The organism is Lactobacillus ultunensis DSM 16047, assembly GCF_001436305.1.
In the GTDB taxonomy this organism is placed as follows: Bacteria; Bacillota; Bacilli; order Lactobacillales; family Lactobacillaceae; genus Lactobacillus; species Lactobacillus ultunensis.
Genome location: NZ_AZFO01000034.1, coordinates 1 through 19,806 on the forward strand (window position 1 = coordinate 1; position 19,806 = coordinate 19,806).

At 36.6% G+C, this 19,806-nt stretch carries 17 protein-coding genes; 9 read left to right on the forward strand and 8 right to left on the reverse strand.

The features are described from left to right. From FC57_RS08710 to trpX, 4 genes are all read right to left on the reverse strand, one after another. A partial coding sequence (locus tag FC57_RS08710; protein WP_040530279.1) for a hypothetical protein occupies positions 1 to 338 on the reverse strand: 338 nt, incomplete at its 3' end. A gap of 281 nt (positions 339 to 619) precedes the next feature. Further along, positions 620 to 1,381 (reverse strand): ABC transporter ATP-binding protein, encoded by a 762-nt coding sequence (locus tag FC57_RS08715; RefSeq protein ID WP_007125804.1) that lies wholly within the window; start codon positions 1,379 to 1,381, stop codon positions 620 to 622. Further along, positions 1,378 to 2,274 carry an ABC transporter permease gene (locus tag FC57_RS08720; RefSeq protein WP_040529477.1) on the reverse strand — a complete coding sequence of 299 codons (897 nt, stop codon included), beginning with the start codon at positions 2,272 to 2,274 and terminating at the stop codon, positions 1,378 to 1,380. The genes FC57_RS08715 and FC57_RS08720 overlap by 4 nt, the downstream gene beginning before the upstream one ends. Next, positions 2,271 to 3,263, reverse strand: a complete 993-nt coding sequence (trpX, locus tag FC57_RS08725) for a tryptophan ABC transporter substrate-binding protein (protein ID WP_007125802.1) — start codon at positions 3,261 to 3,263, stop codon at positions 2,271 to 2,273. Before trpX ends, FC57_RS08720 begins: the two co-directional genes overlap by 4 nt. 368 nt (positions 3,264 to 3,631) lie before the next feature. Between trpX and FC57_RS08730 the strand changes: the two genes are divergently transcribed. Next, positions 3,632 to 4,339, forward strand: coding sequence for a YjjG family noncanonical pyrimidine nucleotidase (locus tag FC57_RS08730; protein ID WP_040529608.1), 708 nt, complete (start codon positions 3,632 to 3,634; stop codon positions 4,337 to 4,339). On the opposite strand, the gene FC57_RS08735 is transcribed toward FC57_RS08730, so the two are convergent. Further along, positions 4,336 to 5,208 carry a magnesium transporter CorA family protein gene (locus FC57_RS08735; protein ID WP_007125800.1) on the reverse strand — a complete coding sequence of 291 codons (873 nt, stop codon included), beginning with the start codon at positions 5,206 to 5,208 and terminating at the stop codon, positions 4,336 to 4,338. The two genes, FC57_RS08730 and FC57_RS08735, sit on opposite strands and share 4 nt — an antisense overlap. 119 nt (positions 5,209 to 5,327) lie before the next feature. Between FC57_RS08735 and FC57_RS08740 the strand changes: the two genes are divergently transcribed. The 3 genes from FC57_RS08740 to FC57_RS08750 all read left to right on the forward strand — a co-directional run bounded on the left by FC57_RS08740 (position 5,328) and on the right by FC57_RS08750 (position 9,114). After that, the gene (locus tag FC57_RS08740; RefSeq protein ID WP_007125799.1) at positions 5,328 to 6,185 is read left to right on the forward strand and encodes an aldo/keto reductase; all 858 of its coding nucleotides are present in this window, start codon (positions 5,328 to 5,330) and stop codon (positions 6,183 to 6,185) included. Positions 6,186 to 6,253: 68 nt separating this feature from the next. Next, positions 6,254 to 8,173: an elongation factor G gene (locus FC57_RS08745; protein ID WP_056990027.1), complete on the forward strand. Its 1,920-nt coding sequence runs from the start codon at positions 6,254 to 6,256 to the stop codon at positions 8,171 to 8,173. Positions 8,174 to 8,292: 119 nt separating this feature from the next. Continuing rightward, complete coding sequence (locus FC57_RS08750; RefSeq protein WP_007125796.1) at positions 8,293 to 9,114, forward strand: Cof-type HAD-IIB family hydrolase; 822 nt, start codon at positions 8,293 to 8,295, stop codon at positions 9,112 to 9,114. 67 nt (positions 9,115 to 9,181) lie between these two features. Here the strand turns inward: FC57_RS08750 and FC57_RS08755 are convergent, their stop codons facing one another. Further along, positions 9,182 to 10,195 (reverse strand): D-2-hydroxyacid dehydrogenase, encoded by a 1,014-nt coding sequence (locus tag FC57_RS08755; RefSeq protein ID WP_007125795.1) that lies wholly within the window; start codon positions 10,193 to 10,195, stop codon positions 9,182 to 9,184. A gap of 134 nt (positions 10,196 to 10,329) precedes the next feature. Between FC57_RS08755 and FC57_RS08760 the strand changes: the two genes are divergently transcribed. The 4 genes from FC57_RS08760 to FC57_RS08775 all read left to right on the forward strand — a co-directional run bounded on the left by FC57_RS08760 (position 10,330) and on the right by FC57_RS08775 (position 16,688). After that, the gene (locus FC57_RS08760; RefSeq protein WP_007125794.1) at positions 10,330 to 10,974 is read left to right on the forward strand and encodes a fructosamine kinase family protein; all 645 of its coding nucleotides are present in this window, start codon (positions 10,330 to 10,332) and stop codon (positions 10,972 to 10,974) included. Between the two features lie 475 nt (positions 10,975 to 11,449). After that, positions 11,450 to 12,277 (forward strand): exodeoxyribonuclease III, encoded by an 828-nt coding sequence (locus FC57_RS08765; protein WP_007125793.1) that lies wholly within the window; start codon positions 11,450 to 11,452, stop codon positions 12,275 to 12,277. A gap of 67 nt (positions 12,278 to 12,344) precedes the next feature. Further along, positions 12,345 to 13,796 carry an amino acid permease gene (locus FC57_RS08770; protein WP_007125792.1) on the forward strand — a complete coding sequence of 484 codons (1,452 nt, stop codon included), beginning with the start codon at positions 12,345 to 12,347 and terminating at the stop codon, positions 13,794 to 13,796. A gap of 66 nt (positions 13,797 to 13,862) precedes the next feature. Then, a complete protein-coding gene (locus FC57_RS08775) occupies positions 13,863 to 16,688 on the forward strand; it encodes a DEAD/DEAH box helicase (protein WP_007125791.1) in 2,826 nt (941 codons plus the stop codon). Positions 16,689 to 16,724: 36 nt separating this feature from the next. Here the strand turns inward: FC57_RS08775 and FC57_RS08780 are convergent, their stop codons facing one another. Beyond that, a complete protein-coding gene (locus FC57_RS08780) occupies positions 16,725 to 17,738 on the reverse strand; it encodes a serine hydrolase domain-containing protein (RefSeq protein WP_007125790.1) in 1,014 nt (337 codons plus the stop codon). 201 nt (positions 17,739 to 17,939) lie between these two features. Then, complete coding sequence (locus tag FC57_RS08785; RefSeq protein WP_007125789.1) at positions 17,940 to 19,163, reverse strand: DUF2075 domain-containing protein; 1,224 nt, start codon at positions 19,161 to 19,163, stop codon at positions 17,940 to 17,942. Between the two features lie 65 nt (positions 19,164 to 19,228). Here FC57_RS08785 and FC57_RS08790 point away from each other — a divergent pair, with 65 nt between their 5' ends. After that, positions 19,229 to 19,642 (forward strand): peptide deformylase, encoded by a 414-nt coding sequence (locus tag FC57_RS08790; RefSeq protein WP_007125788.1) that lies wholly within the window; start codon positions 19,229 to 19,231, stop codon positions 19,640 to 19,642. Positions 19,643 to 19,806 lie beyond the last annotated feature (164 nt).

Sequence of the window (19,806 nt, forward strand, 5' to 3'; positions counted from 1 at the left end):
TTGGTGTTCAACCATTGGGTCTTGTTGATCTTAACGATCTTCTTGCCGTTGGCTTTCTTAACATCTTTAGCAGTGAAAGTTGAACCCATAGTAACTTTCTTAGCAGTCTTTTGACCTTTAGCGTTCAAAACGGCAACCTTTTGGTTCTTGGTATCCTTGACAGTAACAAAGATCTTGTCGCCTTTCTTGATTGCTGGGTTGGTAGGAGCAACTTCTGCAACACCCAACTTTGGAGCAGTAAAGCTGGCAGCTTCGGTAACTGAAGCACTTACACCTAACAAACTCATTGAAGCAACGGCAACTGAAACAACTTTAACTAATTTCTTTGAATCTAACATCATGAATACCTCTAATTTCTATATCACTTAAACTTGTTGGAACTTTTCGTTCCCTACATCCCTTACATCTTTATTGTATAACATACGTTATTAAATTCAAGGGCAAATCAAAAGTTTTTTCAAAAATAATTTAGATGGGTCAAAGTGTTGCTATAATAACGATCTAAGTGATTTTCGTGGCTTAAGACAAAAGAAAAAATCTAGAACATTTGTCCTACAATAAGGTAAGCCTTATCAATTGATTTCTGTTTCNAATCAATCAATGTTCTCGTTTAAAATTATCAATCAGTAAAGTACTGTAAAATATCTTCTTCAGTTAGTTTCTTTTTTTCTTGCCCTTTGACATCTAAAACGATTTTGCCACTGTTTAAAATAATCGTGCGATTGCCATATTTAATAGCATCCTTTAACTGGTGGGTAATCATGATACAGGTTAATTTATCTTCTCGTACCACTTTATCGGTTAATTCCAATAATTCTCGGCTCGTGTTTGGATCAAGTGCAGCGGTATGTTCATCGAGCAGCAGTAATTCGGGTTTCTTAATTGTTGCCATTAAGAAACTAAGCGTTTGGCGCTGACCACCTGAGAGGTTACCTACGAAAGTATTAAGCCGTTCGTTTAAACCATTAGGCAATTGTGCAGTTTCTTTTTCAAATTCATCCATATGCTTGTCTAATCCTCTTAAATGAAGCCCACGATGTTCACCTCGTTTAGTTGCTAGAAGCAAGTTTTCTGCGACTGTCATTCGAGGAGCGGTCCCCATTTTTGGGTCTTGGAAAACTTGCGCAATATACTTTGCTCGTTTTACTTCAGAGAGATTGGTTAAGTCGCGATTTTTCAAGATTACTTTGCCAGTAGTAGGGAAAAGTGAGCCATTAATGATATTCAAAAGAGTTGATTTTCCGGCACCGTTAGTTCCCAATAGGGTAACGAAATCGCCATCTTCTAGTTTTAAATTGATATTCTTAAGAATCTTTTTTTCTTCACTTGTGCCCACATTGACAGTTGTTGTGATATTTTGTAAATCCAAAATTGTACTCATGGCTTAGTTACTCCTTTTTTCAATAATTTGCGTGTATGAAATTTCTTTTCAAATAAAGGAAGCATCATACAAATGGCTAAAATAATTGCAGAAATTAGTTTGAAATCATTAGTACTGAATCCAAGCTGCAGAACGAGCAACAAGATCAAACGGTAAATAATACTACCAATAACAACGGCGATTAGTCGTGCAGTTAAGCTCAAATCACCGTAAACAACTTCGCCGATAATAATTGCTGCCAGTCCAATGACCATTGTGCCAATTCCCATGTTGACATCAGCATAGCCACCGTTTTGTGCGAGCAATCCACCAGCTAAACCAATTAGACCATTTGATAGCATTAATCCTAAAATCTTCATATTATCAGTATTAATACCAAGTGAACGGGCCATATTTTCATTATCACCTGTGGCGATGAAACTTTGTCCTAAATCGGTGTTAAGGAAAATTGCAAGTAAAAAGATAATTAAAACTGCAAATAGCAAACCGATGACGATCGTAGGGAAGTTAGGTGGCATTTTTTGTAAAAAATGTCCATTAAGCAATGTAGCTTTATTAAGTAGACCCACATTGGCTTTACCTAAGATACGTAAGTTAACAGAGTAAACACCAGTCATAGTTAAAATCCCTGCTAACAAAACCGGAATTTTGCCCTTTGTATAAAGCAAACCGGTAACTAAACCTGTAAGCATCCCGCCTAAGAATGATAAAAGGGTAGCTAGTAACGGATTAGTGCCGTGAACCAATGCACTTACACAAATTGCCGCCCCAAAAGGAAAGGTGCCTTCAACCGTCATATCAGGGAAGTTTAAAATTCTAAAAGTAAGAAACAATCCTAAGGCTAATATCCCCCATAAGAGACCTTGCCCAATAGTTGATGTAATGAGACTCATTTGATGATCCATCCTTTCTTTTGTGCAGCTTTAAGTACGCTATTTGGAATTTGAATGTTTAATTCATCTGCAGTTTTTTGATTAATGACAGTTTCATAGCTAGTAACTCGTTTAACCGGCGTGGTTTCTGGCTTCTTGCCTTTTAAGATTTGACCAGCCATTTTTCCAGTTAAAACTCCCATATCGAATTGGCTTACGCAACGTGTAGCCAAACCACCTGATTTAACCATGGTATCAGCGGCAGGGAAGACAGGAATTTTAGCCGAATTAGTTGCCTTTAATAATGTGGCAATTCCTGAAGCAACCGTATTGTCAGTAGGAACATATACTGCTTGTACCTTGCCTGCCATAGTTTGAGCAACTTGCTCAATATCATTGGTTGAAGTAATGGTGTAAGGACGAACGGTTAATCCGTGCTTTTCAGCTAATTTCTTGAATTCTTTATATTCAGAAGCAGATGAATCATCACTTGATGTATAAACAACACCAATAGTTTTAGCCTTGGGTAAAATAGTTTGCATTAATTGCAGTTGCGCTGCAATTGGTTGACGATCCTGTACTCCCGTAATTTTGCCACCAGGACGATTCATCTTTTTAACTAAATGCGTTCCAATTGGGTCACTCACGGCACCCATGATGACGGGCGTATTGCCTGCTTCATTGGCTAATGATTGTACAGCTGGTGTTGCAATTCCGATAGTTACAGCTGCGTTCTTCTGGTTGAAACGGTCGCTCATTGACTTCAGATTGCTTTGATCTCCTTGGGCATTTTGAAAATCGATTTTTAAATTTTTATTTTCAACATAACCCTCATCTTTTAAACCTTGAATAATACCACGATGAATTTGATCCAAAGCAGGGTGACTCATTGTTTGTAAAATACCGACCGTTGGTTGAGATTGCTCTGATTTTTGCTTATTCGTTTCAACCACAAAAGCAGCGATTAAAAAAGCAAAGAGAGCAATGATTGTTCCGATTAATCTTTTCATTATTTGACTCCCATAAACAAAAAAGACATTTCCTTTAACGGGAAATGTCTAAAACAAAACCCGCACGTTTTTTAATCCGTGCGGGCTACCTTTTTCATGAAGTTTAACCAGCACAGACGCGAGCGTATGAGTCGCATCTGTGTTCTTAAGCATGCAGAAACAACTCTAGTGCTGGAATTGCCAACGATTGATTACTACATTCTTAAACATGGTTAAATCTTCCTTTCATTCAAATTACTTGTTGTCACAAATTTTAAAGAGTTATGAGAAAGATGTCAACTGAATTTTTGAATGGGGAATATTTTTCCTATATTAGAAAAACTGCTATAATTAAGAATCTCAGAAAAATGCGGAAAGGATTGACTGTATTGCGCTATAAACAAATTATTTTTGATGTTGACGACACAATTATCGATTTTGCGGCCACGGAAAACTATGCTTTGCACAGTCTTTTTAATGCACATCATTGGCCACTATCTCCTGATCTTCAGCGCCAGTATCATGCTTATAATCAAGGCTTGTGGCGCAGACTTGAACAAGGTGAACTCACTTATGATGAAATAAGTGAAATGACTTTCCATGATTTTATTAAGGAACACTTGGGGCTTGAAATAGATGGTAAAAAAGCCATGGATGAATATCGCTCATATTTTGGCGAAGCTCATAAATTGCTACCAGGTGTTAAAGATACGTTGAAGTTTGCCAAGAGGCAGGGATATAAATTAACCATTTTGAGTAATGGTGAAAAATTTATGCAAAATCATCGTTTAGAATTAGCAGGCGTGAAAAAGTATTTTGACTTAATTGTTACTTCTGAAGAAGCACATTACTCCAAGCCAAATCCTCATGCTTTTGATTATTTCTTTAGTCGGACTGAGATAGGTCCTAGCGAAACAGTTTTCTTTGGCGATGGCTTGCAATCTGATATTTTGGGTGCCGAAGAATATGGCTTTGATAGTATCTGGTATAACCACCGCCACCGCAAAAATACCCTGCATTTGCATCCCATTTTTGAAGTAGAAACTTATCCAGAATTTGTTAAATTAATACAAAATGATTTTCAAAAGAAGTACTAATCGTTGTACTTCTTTTTCTTTAGGAAAATTCCCCAACCAATTGTTAAAATAACGGATAAAAATGCTAATATCCAGAAGCCGTAGTCGGTATCTTTACCTGGTAATCCACCGATATTCATTCCCCAGATGCCACTAATTAATCCTGGAATGGCAAGAATTAGGGCAGCGGAGTCTAAGTATTTCATTAAGTGGTTAAGGTGGCTGTCCATCATGGCAGTGAAAAGACCGCTGATTGAAGTAAGTAGGTCTGTGTAAACATCAATTATTTTATTTAAGCGTAGTTGTTCAGTTAATAAGCTTTCGATTCTAGCTCGTGATACTAATCTAGTTTCTTCAAGATAGTCACCAAATCGCTGCAGACTTTCGGTTTGATCATTTAGCGTATGCTTTAAATAAACCAATTCTCGGGTTAAATCAGTTACTTGGGTTAATTCTCGAGTTTTAGCAGTTTTACGAGCAGCCCTGTCCAAATGATCAATCTTTCTTTTTACATCGTTCAATTTCTGATTAAGATTGCGTATTTGCCAAAGCAAATTTTCAAAGATAAGGTCAATCGGATCTGTGGATTGTGAATTAAAATCCTTGAAACTAGCTGTTGTGCCAATAAAAAGATGACTTTGATCAATGATAGTAAAGACTGGCACTAATTCTTGTTCTATAGAGGCATTAATATCCTGCAGATTAAAGGTTACTAATAAGTGTCCGTGAGTCAATTTACTTGAATCTAAAGTGATGAAACGAGCGATCTCCACGGGTGAATCTGGGTGAGTAAAAATAGAAGGATCAAGATCCCAATTTAAAACGAGTTCATGAATATCTTGGGGAGTAAGTTGGTCTTTTAAAATTAAGTTTTTATTTTCTGCAAGCATATTGTTCACCTCGAACTATTGATTTAGCTTAAGATTATCATGTAAGTAATTTAAATTAATTAAATAAGCTCATAAAGAACTTTTTTTAGTAAAAAATAAAGTTTTAGAAAGAAGAACATATGGAATTACATTCAATCACTGATACTTATACATTAAATAATGGCGTTAAAATCCCTGTTATTGGTTTTGGTACTTGGCAAACTCCAAGTGGTGAAGTTGCGCAAGAATCTGTCGAAGCTGCTTTGAACGCAGGCTACCGTCATATCGATACAGCAGCCGCCTACGGCAACGAAGAAAGTGTTGGCGAAGCTATTAAGAAGAGTGGCATTAATCGTCATGAACTATTCGTAACTACTAAGTTATGGAATGCAGATCATGGTTATGATAAGACGAAGAAGGCTATTGATACTAGTCTAGAGAAATTAGGCTTAGACTACCTTGATCTTTATTTGATTCACTGGCCAAATCCTGCCAACATGCGTGATCATTGGGCAGAATTAAATGCTGAAAGTTGGCAAGCAATGGAAGAGGCAGTTAAGGCTGGCAAGATTCGTGCAATTGGTGTTTCTAACTTTAGAAAGCATCACTTAGATGAATTAATGAAAACTGCAGATATTAAGCCAGTTGTTAATCAAAACTACCTCAATCCAAGTGATTTACAACCAGAAGTAACTAAGGCAAATAAGGAATATGATTTACTTAATGAAGCATATAGTCCTTTAGGTACAGGTGGTTTGCTTGGTAATACGACTGTTGATGAAGTTGCTAAAAATTATGGCAAGTCTCCTGCCCAGGTTTTGATTCGTTGGTCGCTCCAACATGGCTTCTTGCCACTGCCTAAGTCGGTTCACCCTAAATATATTGCTGCTAATGCAGATGTCTTTGATTTTGAAATTAGTCCAGAGGATATGAAGAAGCTGGATGGTCTGCATGGTGCAAGCAAGTTGGCTAATGATCCAGATAAAGTTGACTTCTAAATTGAATAATTGAATTAACAATAAAAGTATCTTATCTTTGAGGTAAGATACTTTTTTAGGTGAAAATTATGAAGAAAATTACAGCAGGAATTGTAGCTCACGTTGATGCGGGTAAGACGACGCTTTCGGAAGCTCTTTTATACAAGGCAGGTAATTTGCGGACTCTAGGAAGAGTGGACAATGGGGATGCCTTTTTAGATACGCAGCAATTAGAGAAAAAACGTGGTATTACTATTTTTTCACATGAGGCCAAATTAACAACGAATGATGCAGAAATTACGCTCTTGGATACACCGGGACACGTTGATTTTGCTTTTCAAACGGAAGAAACTTTTAGTGTCTTAGACTATGCAATTTTAGTAATTTCAGTAACTGATGGCATTACTAGCTATGCTAAAACTTTGTGGCGCTTGCTTGAACGGAGTCATGTTCCTGTTTTTATTTTTATTAATAAAATTGATGCAGTAGGAGCTAATCCTGCTGAAGTTTTATCTGATTTACAAGAAGACTTGAGTGAAAACTGTATCGATTTTTCACAAGAAGATAATATTTTTTATGAAAATATTGCAGCAGCTGATGATCAGTTATTAGAGAAATACCTGAATGGTGGACAAGTAACCGTTGAAGATATTCAAGGCTTGATTGCACAAAGAAAAGTTTTCCCTGTATATTTTGGTTCAGCACTAAAATTAACTGGTGTTGCGGAATTTTTAACTGGCTTTAACAAGTGGACTTGTGAGAGGAAATTTGCGGAAAACTTTGCAGCTAGATGTTTCAAGATTTCACATGATAAAAATGGTGAGCGGTTGACGTGGCTTAGAATTTTTGGTGGTGAATTAAAAGCTAAAACTGAGTTGAATGATGAAAAGATCAATCAACTCCGGGATTACAATGGTGATAAATTTACGACGATTACAACCGCCAAAGTTGGTGAGATCGTTGCTGCAACGGGATTGAGTAAAACTTATCCGGGACAGGGATTTGGCATGAGGGATGCGAATAATGCCTGGCTTAAACCGGTTTTGACTTATAAGGTCAATACAGAAGATGTTCATGCATGTCTAAAAGCGTTACGAGTTTTAGAAGATGAAAATCCTCAGTTGCATGTGACCTGGTCAGAACATTTGCAGGAAATCCGCGTACAAGTTATGGGCAAAATTCAATTAGAAATTTTGCAGCAGCTTTTGCAAGAACGTTTCAACCTGTCTGTAACTTTTGAACAAGGAAGTATTTTATACAAAGAAACGATTACTAAGCCAGTAGAAGGCGTAGGACATTTTGAACCATTGCGCCATTATGCGGAAGTACATCTGCTCTTAGAACCGGGAGAAAGAAATAGCGGTCTAGTTTTTGAAAATAAGTGCAGTCTAGAGGTTCTGACTAAAAATTGGCAACATCAAATCATGACGGCATTAAAATCCAAGGAACATCTTGGCGTCTTGATTGGTTCACCGATTACAGATATGAAAATTACGCTATTAGGCGGTAAAGGCAGCATTGTCCACTCAGTAGGTGGCGACTTTAGAGAAGCTACGTATCGAGCAGTTCGGCAGGGTTTGATGGAATTAAAAAAACAAAATCAAGTGAAGTTGCTTGAACCGTGGTATAATTTTCGATTAGAAATTGGGGAAGATCAGGTTGGTCGCGCTCTAAATGATATTCAAAAGATGCATGGCAAATTCAATTCACCTGAAAATAAAGGGACACGAACTATTATTACAGGCTCTGCACCAGTTAATGAAATGCAGGATTATGCTGCTGATGTTCGAAATTATACGCATGGAGATGGGAATTTAGAATGCGTAGTACAGGGATATTTACCGTGTCATAATGCGGAAGAAATAATTGAGCAAAAATCTTATGATCCTGTCTCTGATATGGAAAATACGCCTAATTCGGTTTTCTGTTCACATGGGGCAGGCCATACGGTGACTTGGGATAAAGTCCCAGAAACTGCGCATTATCCTTATACTTATCCGTTAGGCTAAAAAATTATTGCGCAAAATGAAATATATAATTACCTATGAAAGAAATTTCATTTTTCATGAAAACTAATGAAACAAAAGCGCTTACATAGTAAGATAAGGGTAATGGAAAGGTGATACACATGACAACAATACCCTTTAAAGCTGTAGCAGTTGATATGGATGGTACTTTTTTAACAGAAAAAAAGACCTTTGATCATCAACTTTTTGGCAAAATATTGAAAAAATTACAAGCAAACAATATTCCTTTTATTTCTGCTACTGGTAATCAACTTATTAGATCACATGAGTATTTCCAAGAATTTACTACTGGGATTGACTATGTTTCTGAAAATGGGGCAATTCTAGAAGCAGATGGAAAAGTCATTAAAAAAACTGCACTGGATTATGATATTGCTCAGAAGTTACTTAACTTTATTCAAACTGAATATCCTGAAGCAATTATCATGGTTAGTGCAGAGCATCACTGTTATATCCTAAAAAGCATGGATAAGGCTATGAAGGATGATATTCGTATTTACTATCGCAAGGTAGAAGAGATCAATAAATTTACAGATATTGATCCAAGCGATGCCATTTTGAAAGTATGTCTGACTGCAGATGACGAATTAGCAACTATTATTCAAGATCGTTTTAATGAAAAATATGGTGATTATGTCCGTGGTACTAGTAGTGGCAATATGACGATTGACTTGGTTCACAAAGGCATTAACAAAGCTAAAGGCGTAGCTGATATGCTTAAGCACTATGGCATTGAGCAAAAAGACTTGATTGCTTTTGGCGATGGTGAAAACGATATTGGCATGCTGGAAGCTTGTGGCTATAGTTATGCCATGAAGAATGCTAATGAAAAGACAAAGGCGGTCGCAAAATACGAGGCACCTTCGAATGATGATAATGGCGTATTGAAAGTTTTAGCTAAATACTTAGATATTGAGTGTTAAAAATTTATTTTTAGACAGAAAAAAGGCTTGAGCATTTGCTCAAGCCTTTTTGGTCTTAATTATTTAATTAAAACTTGTTCTTGTCCAAAGCAACTGGAGAATCTGGCTTTTCACCATTGATTAACTTCAAGTTGTTGTCGAATGCCTTAACAACCATGTTACGTACGGCGTGAGTGGTGTAGAAGGCGGTGTGTGGAGTTACCAATACGTTTGGACGATCAATTAAGTCTGCCAAACGCTTGTCTGGGAATTCTTTACCTTCCCAATCCTTGTTAAATACACCAACTTCGCCTTCGTAAGTATCCATAACGAAGCCGAAGACCTTGCCTGAGTCCAAACCACGGATTACAGCATCAGTGTCAACAAGTGGACCACGTGAGCAGTTTACGATTACAACGCCGTCTTTCATTTCTGCGATTGACTTGTCGTTGATCATGTGTACGTTAGCTGGAACATCTGGTACGTGAAGTGAAATTACATCAGCTTGCTTGTACAAATCGTCAAGTGAGTCAACGTAGTAACCCTTCTTTTCAAGTTCAGGGTTCTTGAAGATATCGTAAGCAATAACCTTTGCGCCGAAACCTTCCATAATTCTCATGAATACTTGACCGATGTGACCAGTACCAACAACACCGACAACTTGGTCACGAACTTCACGGCCGATAGTTGGTGCCCAACGTAAATCACGCTTAGCCATCTTTTCGTCCATGCGCTTGTCTTGACGTAATACACGTGCAGCTTGAATAGCAGCATGTTCAGCAATAGCGTCTGGTGAGTAAACTGGAACATTAGTGATTTCGAAGCCTAATTCCTTAGCCTTGTCCATGTCAATGTTGTCGACACCAACGTTACGTAATGACATCTTAGTTACGCCAACATCTGCTAATGCTTGAAGAGTATCTGCAGTGTAGTCTAATTGTTGGTAAACAACAACACCATCTGCACCCTTAGCAAGCTTTGCAGTTTCAGGAGTCAAAAGCTTATCAGTGTAATCAACATCGATATCCTTGTGAGCTTCCTTCCATTCGTTCAAGAATGGTTCTTCGTCTTTACGAATAGCGTAAGCAAAAATCTTTGTCATAAATTTAAACCTCCGTAAAATTTATTAGTATGACCATTCCTCATTATACTCTTTCCCTTGCTCAACAAAACACAAAAAGACTTATTTTTTTGCAGAAAATTTTATAATGAAAGTGAAAAAGGAAGGTAAGAATTATGCAGTTAAGCAATAAATGGCTTAGTCAATTGCCAGTAAATAATATTGTTTCATGTGAAACTGTTCATGGCGGCGATATGAATGAAGCTTTCAGAATAAAAACAACTGAGCAAACTTATTTTATGAAGGTGCAACCTAACAAACCTGCTTCATTCTTTGCTCATGAAAAAAGAGGGCTAGCCGAAATGGCTAAAGCAGGAGTTAATACTCTAAAAGTTTTAGCTAGTGGTCAAATCGAAGGCGATGCTTACTTGCTATTAAACTGGTTGGATACTAGTAGCGGCAGTCAATCTGAGTTAGGAAAAATGGTAGCTAAGTTTTCAGATTATTATGCTAAAAATAAAGTTGAACCCAGTTTGTGCCACGGTGATTTGTGGTGGGGCAATGTTATGTTTGCAAATAATCAACCATATTTGATTGATCCTGATGCTGTATATGCTGATCGAGAATTTGATCTGGCAATGACTACTGTCTTTGGTGGTTTTAATGAGGAATTTTATGTTGCATACGATAAAACTTATCCTTTAAAATCAGGTTTTGAAAAACGATTAAATTGGTATCGGTTCTACTATCTCTGCATGCATTTGGACTTGTTTGGGGAGACCTATGGTCCTGCGGTTGATGGAATTCTGAGCAACTTTTAAAGAATTTATTAAGACAAAAAATAAATAGTGACACGATGTCATGTGGCTGATATTATATACTCATAACAAAAATACAACGCAATAAATATTAGAGATAAATTGCAAGAAGGTAACAAAATCTTCTAATTCCTTATTAATACATCCTATTTGGACCTTTATTAAATCATACATTGGGTATACTCAAGCGGTTGTCCCCTATGCGATCGTGAGAGTGGAGATTGAATAATAAGTCCATCCCCTTTTTTGCGAAAGTGAGGAATCAAGTCCCCTGCATATCTCTAGCGTTGGACCTTTTGTTAATCTTGGTGAATCATTTTCGCAACATTAGTGATGAGTAGGCTAATGTAAAAAAATCTCGTTATTCTCATTCAACACAACTCCCTTAAAGGGCTGGTTTAGAAAAGTCATCTAAACCAGTCCTTTTCCTTTTTTTCGCTATAATTGACTTGAAAAACATTTGCGAGGGAGAGAAAAAATGATTTTAATTTCATGGAATATCGATTCACTTAATGCGGCTTTAACAGGAACTTCATCTCGGGCTGGAGAAACACGGGAAGTTTTAGATAAGATCCATGCAGCCAATCCTGACATTATTGCAATTCAAGAAACTAAATTGCGTGCGATTGGCCCAACTAAAAAGCATCAAGCAGTTTTAGCAGAAAAGTTCCCAGAATATAACTATGTCTGGCGTTCATCAGAAGAGCCGGCCAGAAAGGGATATGCTGGTACAATGTATCTTTATAAAAAAGAATTAACGCCAAAAGCTTCATATCCGGTTATTGGTGCTCCGGCTCCAATGGATTCTGAAGGTAGAATGATTACTTTAGAATTTGACAAGTTTTTTGTAACGCAAGTTTATACGCCGAATTCTGGTAATGGCTTAAGACGCCTCGCTGATCGACAAGTCTGGGATCAAAAATATGTAGATTACTTAGAAGCGCTCGATAAGCAAAAACCAGTTTTAGCAAGTGGCGACTTTAATTGTGCCCATACCGAAATTGATTTGAAACATCCTGAAAATAATCATCATTCAGCTGGCTTTACAGACGAAGAGAGAGCTGACTTTACCAATTTATTAAATGGTGGTTTTACTGATACTTTTAGAAAGATTCACGGCAATATTACAGATGTATATTCTTGGTGGGCTCAACGTGTAAGAACCGCTAAGGCCAACAATTCTGGCTGGAGAATTGACTATTGGCTAGTAAGCAATCGAATTGCTGACAAGGTAGTACGTTCAGAGATGATTGATACGGGCAAGAGAGCAGACCACTGCCCAATTTTGCTTGAAATTAACCTTTAAATTGCCAAAAACACTAGTATAATATTTTTCGAAAAAAATTTTTTGGAAAAGTAGGGGTTGAAAATTTTTGAATAACGAGAAAAAAGAAGATTGGGCCTTAGAACAAGATCTAAAGTACAATCGTCTCACAGCGTTCAAGCTGTTTGCGATGACTAGTTCTATGGTTATTTCTGTTGATGAACTAGCTCCATTTGGTAAAACAGGTGCCACTGCACTTTTTTATTTATTGATAGCTGGTATTGCATGGTTTATACCGATTACACAAATAGCTGGTGAAATGGCCTCAATTGATGGCTGGGAAAAAGGTGGTATCTTTACTTGGGTTAAAGGATCACTTGGTGATAAAACTGGCTGGACTGCTATGTTTTACCAATGGATTCACATTACTGTTGGTATGGATACGATGATGTACGTAATTATTGGGGCTTTGTCGATTGCTTTTGGTACACCATGGTTCAACACCACACCAATTGTGCGTTTTATCTTGATGATGATTATTCTTTGGGGTGCAACTGCGATCCAAGTAATCGGCATTAGAAAAATTGGTCGAATTGCGGAATGGCTGTTCATCCTTGGAATCGCGCTTCCCGTAATTTTGTTGATCATTTCATTTTTTGTCTATGTAATGCAAGGCCATCCTCTTCACATGACAATTAACTGGAATACGATTATTCCTCATAAATTAGATGGTGCAACTCTAGTTGCATTTGTTCCATTTATGTTAGCGTTCTGTGGTGGTGAAGCATCTGCACCACACGTTAAAAATCTAGATCATCCACACTCTTATTCAAAAGTTATGCTTGCTTTAGCTATTACTGCTATTTGCTTTGATTTGTTAGGAAGCATGGCTATTGGTATGACCGTACCTAAAGATCAAATTCAGAATAGTACTGGATTTGTTTATACTTATGGCAAGTTGCTGACTTACATTGGTCTTCCTGGTGATTTACTGCAAAAAATTGTAGGTGTAATGCTAGCTTGCGGAATTATTGGTGAATTAGGCAACTGGATTGCTGGCCCTAATCAAGGAATGTATGAAGCTGCCAAAGAAGGCTACATGCCTAAATTTTTTGCTAAAACTACTAAGCATGGCGTGCCAATTAGAATTATGATTCTGCAATCAGGTATTGTTACTATTTCTGCACTTTTGATTACATTCACTAGTGGTGCTGATGCAGACTTTGCTTTTAATGTATCTTTAGCTGCAACGACTGCGCAGTACTTAATGGTTTATATGATCATGTTGATTGCTTATATTGTCTTGAAGCGAAAGCACGAAGATTATCACCGAATGTATTACATGAGCAAGAACGCTAACCGTAGTATTGCAATTGCTGTTGTAGCATTGATTATTACTGTGGTTGCCTTCTTCGTAACTTTCGTGCCAGCAGAAGGTACGCCAAAGAATTTGGCTCATATTTACGTATGGACTTTAATTGGCATGTGTGCGATTGTATCAGTATTACCGCTGATCATTTATCGTTGGCACGAAAAATGGCAAAATCAATCAATAGAATAAAAAAATAAAAGCATTCGTTTAGTAAACGAGTGCTTTTTTAGTAGAATTTTAAACGAGGTGAAAAGAATGACGGTAATGCGAGATGCAATTTTGAATGGTTTTGAAGATAAAAGATATCCTGGTAGCGAATTGCTAGGACCTAGACTATTAGATAATAACCAACAAGAAAAAATCTGGTTAACTCTTCGAAGCGAACTTTACAACTGTCAGAGTTTTACGTGGGCAGTAGCATTTATTACCCAGGATATGTTGATACCGTTAAAAGTGGTATTAGCTGATTTAGCTGAAAAAGGCGTTTCGGGAACGATTATTACTGGAGATTATTTAAATTTCAATAGCCCCCGTGTTTTTAAAGAATTACGCAAAATTCCTAACTTACAAATAAAGATTGCATCAAATTCTGGTTTTCATGCTAAAGGCTATTTGTTTAAACATGAAGATTACGAAACTATTATCGTTGGTAGTGCCAATTTCACTCGTTCAGCTTTACTTAGTAATTACGAATGGGCATTAAAAGTTAGTTCGAATAAGCAAGCAAATTTGACTAAGCAATTAGCTCAAAAGATTAATTTACTAGAAAAGAATAGTTTTTCCATTACTGATCAATGGCTAGCAGACTATCAAAGGAGTTGGCTGCCACCTGTATCTCATACTTTGCATAAAAAGCAAACTAAAATCGTGCCAAATCAGATGCAAAAAGCAGCGTTAAAAAATTTAACAGCTTTAGTTGATAATGGTGAAAAACGTGGTCTCGTTGTTTCGGCAACGGGAACGGGTAAGACGTATTTAGGTGCCTTTGCAGTTAAAGAATTTCAACCTAAGAAATTTTTATATGTGGTTCACCGCCAACAAATTGCTAAGAAAACCCTAGAAAGTTTTTATCGTGTAATTGGTGGGAAAAAGTCAGACTATGGTTTGCTTAGTGGAAGCGCGCATGATACGAATAAAAAGTATTTGTTTGCTACCATTCAGACCTTGAGTCAACCTGAAACATTGCATAGTTTAGCTCAAGATGAGTTTGATTATATTTTAATTGATGAGGCGCATCGAGCTGCAGCGCCTAGTTATCAGAAAATTTTGCATTACTTTAAGCCTGATTTTTTACTAGGAATGACGGCAACGCCTGAGCGTATGGATGAGCAAAATGTTTATCAAATTTTTGACTATAATTTGGCTTATGAAATTCGTCTGCGGGATGCACTAGAAGAAAAAATGCTCGCTCCTTTTCATTATGTAGGCGTACAAGATTATGAGACAAATGGTCATATGGTTGATGAAACAACTGACTTACGCTATTTGGTTTCTGATGCACGAGTAGACTACGTTTTAAAAGAAATCGAATATTACGGCTATTGTGGTCCTAAAGCTAAAGGACTAGTTTTTTGTAGCAGGCAAGAGGAAGCACATGAACTAGCCGTGCTTTTTACTCAGAAAGGACATCCAGCTGTTGCTCTGACTAATGAAGATAGTGAAAAACGGCGAGTCAAAGTTGTCTCTGACCTGATTAGGGGCAAGATTGAATATATTATAGCCGTGGATTTGTTTAACGAAGGAATTGATATCCCTGCTTTAAATCAGATTATTATGTTGCGCAATACAGATTCTAGTATTGTGTTTATTCAACAGCTCGGTCGAGGTCTAAGAAAGTACCCTGGTAAAGATTTTGTGACTGTACTTGATTTTATTGGTAATTATAAAAATAATTACATGATTCCGATTGCTCTGAATCAAGATACTTCCCGTGATAAAGATCGAGCTAAAAGGGAGACGCGTCTACCTAGTTTAATTGATGTTTCGACAATTAATTTTAGTCGAGTTGCATCTGAGAAGATTTTACATTCACTTGATCAAGTGAAATTAGATGGAATGCGTGAATTGCGGCAAAGTTATCGTGAGTTAAAGAATAAACTTGGTCGTGCCCCTTTGTTAATAGATTTTTATCAATATGGGTCAGTTTCGCCGATTGTTTTTGCGAATAATCATGGATTAGACAATTATGCAGTGTTTTTGACCAAAATGGGTGAAGGCATTGAATTAACCCGTTATGAAAGTACGGTATTGACTTTTGTTACGAAGGAATTATTGAATGGCAAACGAATTCATGAACTACTTTTATTGGATATGTTGTTAAAGCATAAAAGCGTGAAGCAAGAAGACTATTTGGCAGAATTGCAGAAACATGCTTATGTAAATGATGCAGTTTTAAAATCAGTAGAAGATATTCTGTCTTTGTCATTTTTTGATATAAAACAAGGCAAGACCACAAAAAAAGCTCAATATGGCAATTTACCGATTATTGAGCATAGCAATTTATTTGATTACGAATTGAATGAGCAATTGCGTCAGGGATTGAATGATAATGTTGATTTTGAAAAGTTATTTAGGGATGCAATAGAAACAGGTTTGGCTATGAATAAGCAATATAACAATCGGCAGCAATTTACTTTGTATCAACAATATGATCGTAAAGATGCCTGTCGTTTGCTTAACTGGCCTAAAGATGTTTCTGCTCCAATGTACGGTTATCGTGTTGGAAAATATGACACGCCAATTTTTATTACTTATCAAAAAAACGATCATCAAAAGCGCAATGCGTTATATCAAAATACATTAGAAAATGGTCGCAGTCTGCGATGGTATACACGAGTACCGCGTCATTTAAAGTCGGAAGAAGTACAGCGACTGCTTAAAACAAAGAATATGCATCTTCATCTGTTTGTTAAAAGGAGTGATGCAGATGGCAAACAATTCTTTTATTTAGGCGATGTCGAAATTGATCATCATTCTGTTAAAGAAGAATTACTTGGGGCTAAAAAGAAACCAGCAGTAGGGATGAATCTGATTTTTGCTCATCCTTTAAGCAATGAAATGTATGAGTGTTTATTTGCATAAAAAAAGCTTTTCCTAGTTAGAAAAAGCTTTTTTATTTTAGTTAGCAATAAATGTATTTCGTTTAATATGTTCCAAAATTTGATACCCAATTTGCTTTTGCGTATTTTCGTCACCGGCGGTTTGGTTCAAGAACATAATTAAACCGTTACGGTTATCAGTTGTCATTTCAAACCACATACCAAAGTGTGTCCCGGTTAAGTTACCATAAGCTGATTTCAACCGATCGCCATTATCAAGATAGAGGCCACCAGAATAATCTGTAACTTTACTGTTTAAGTGAGTAAGGTAATGGAAATCAGATTTGCTTAAAATAGTTCCATCAGTTAAAGCTAGTTGGATCTTATAGTAATCCATTGGTGTAGTGAACATGTTGCCAGCACCTGGAAGCTGAGTTGCTAAAGTTCTTTTAACATATTGGGCATCTTGGTAATTCTTAGTACCATCCCAAGTGTATGAAATTGGATCTGTCTTCCAACTGGGAATATTTTGATAAAGAAATGTATTTGCCAAACCTAACTTATTGATAATGCGATTATTAAAATTAGTTTCGTAAGATTCACCACTTACTTTTTTAATAATACCGGCAAGCAAAATGAAATTGGTATTATTGTATAAATAAGTACCCGGTGTACCTGGATTAGCTGAATTTGCATTGTCAACTGCCCAATTTATAGCATCATCTTCGGTATTATTGTTGCCACGATCAATTTCTGTATTGGTAGCAGTAATACCGGAAGTATGGGTCATTAATTCACCTAAAGTAATATTGTCAGCATTTTTTAAATTAGGATACCAGCGTGAAATTTTGGTATTTTGCGTAAATCGATCGTGAGTATGCCACTTTTCATTCATCAGTTGAATGACCATGGCAGCAGTTAATACTTTTTGTAATGAACCAGTTGGATAAACGACACGGTCATTGCCATTGCCAATTTTCTTGCCGTACCAAGCCCAGCCTAAGCTGATTTGTTGGGGACGACCGTTTTTGATGATTACAGTACTGCCACGACTATTATTTTGTGCTAAAACATTGCGCACAAAATTTCGCATTTCTGTTTTAGAATACGAACTTACTTGAACCGGCGTTGCTTCAGCTGGCTTGATTGCAGGTGCTGCAACGGTTAGAAGGGCTGCTGCCGCAAGCCCAATAATTGTTTTCTTAAAAATTTTAAAGGCCTCCCTTAAACATGTCTAATCTCCATTTTAGCGCGATACTTGGTCTATACAAGCAGAAAATGTAAACCAAATGCTTTACTTATTATTTGCTTCAATAAAAAGATGTTTCAAATTTTGGCGTAGTAATGGATCATGAGCATAAAGATACGTACCTTTAATGCCACGTTTAAAGAGTACATTAAGCGAATTCATCACCATTTTTTCTTCATACTTAATTTTTTCTTGAGGATTAGTAATATCGGTGCGTTTTTTAAACATTTCAATATCAGTAATTTTATCAAGATTAACTTTCAACTGATTAGTATGCGGAATTTGACTAATGGGTGGTCCAATAATAATCCCGGCATAATTAAGATCGAATCCCTGACAGGTATAGATTGAACCGACTTCATTAATGGTATTAGGAATTTCTGCCCAAGGGGTGGAAGTGTAATTGTATTGATCCCAAGGTATTTTGAAATTGCCCTCTTTGATATAATGCTTACCGCCGTCCAGTGTAGAGGGATAGCCTGAGGTAGAAAGGATACGCGCTAAACCGACTTCTTTATTTCGATGGACAATTGCTTGGCGCATTTCTTCTGCATCTGTGAAAACACGGAAATCATAATTTTGCCACATATTTTTATTAAGTGGCTTTAAATAACCGTGTGTAAAATCATTAAACCAGTTAAGCAAACTATCAGGTGCAGTCATTCTAAATTGATGATGCAAGTGATAATCTTTATGGGCATATTGATGAGTAATTTTTTGCAAACGTTCTGTTGTCCAAAAACTTTTCATTCGTAATACTTGATATTCATCGAAAACAAGTACAATAATTTTGGCTCGTTTGATAATTTCTGTTAGTTGGTTATTATGATAAAAATTGTTGTAATGATCTGGCTGGGATAAAAGCAAATGTGCTTCGTCAATAACGACTACGTCAGCGCTACTGTCTTTTTTATCCATCTGATTAATAAATGAAGTGGGGCGCATGTAGTTTTTCTTAAGTAATTCTTTTAGTGGTCCTGCAATTTGCTTGTAAACTTTTAAAAGCTCAGGGTGATTTACTAGAAAATAATTATGAGTATTTGAGAAGCATGTACCTTTTTCATGACTCAATTTTTGAATACAATCAAAAAGAGCAGAAAGAACTACGCTTTTGCCAGTACCGGCTTCACCATAAATAGTAAAAACAGCAGGATAATCATTTCTTTGCAAATGATCGCTGGCAAAGGTAATGATTTTATTTACGAGTTCGCTTTGCTCAGTATTTAATGGATGATTAGGTGATAATTTTTGATTTGCTTGATTATTCATACTTTTTTCGCCTCTAATGTTTAATTATAATAAATGAAAATTTTAATCGATATGAGAGGAAAACAATGACAGCACAAAATATTATTCATGATCAGCTTTTTTTAAGCCAGAAATCTACTATAGCAAACAAAGGTGATCTAAAGATTGCTGAAGATTTGCGCGATACGCTTTTAGCTAATCGGAATAAAGCAGCAGGATTAGCAGCAAACATGATTGGTAAAAGTAAAAGAATCATTGCATTTTATGTTGGCCCATTTCCATTTTTGATGATTAATCCGCAAATTATTAAGAAAAGTGGGGAGTATTTGGCAAAAGAGGGATGCTTATCCTTGGATGGCGAGCGTGAGGCTAAACGATATGAGAAAATTACCGTTAGTTATCAAAATTTGAATTTTGAAAAAGAAACACAGAGCTTTTCAGGATTTGTAGCTGAAACTATTCAGCATGAGGTAGATCATTGTAACGGGATTCTGATTTAATAAAGCACACTCATGACTGATCATGAGTGTTTTTTAGAAGAAAAAAATTTTGAATTTTTTTAGCATAAAATTTTATCAAAAATAAGCAGATTCCGAACATAATTATGGAAAGATGATTTATCAGGAAAAATGAGCGCTGAAAACTAAAGAGAGAATCTTGAAAT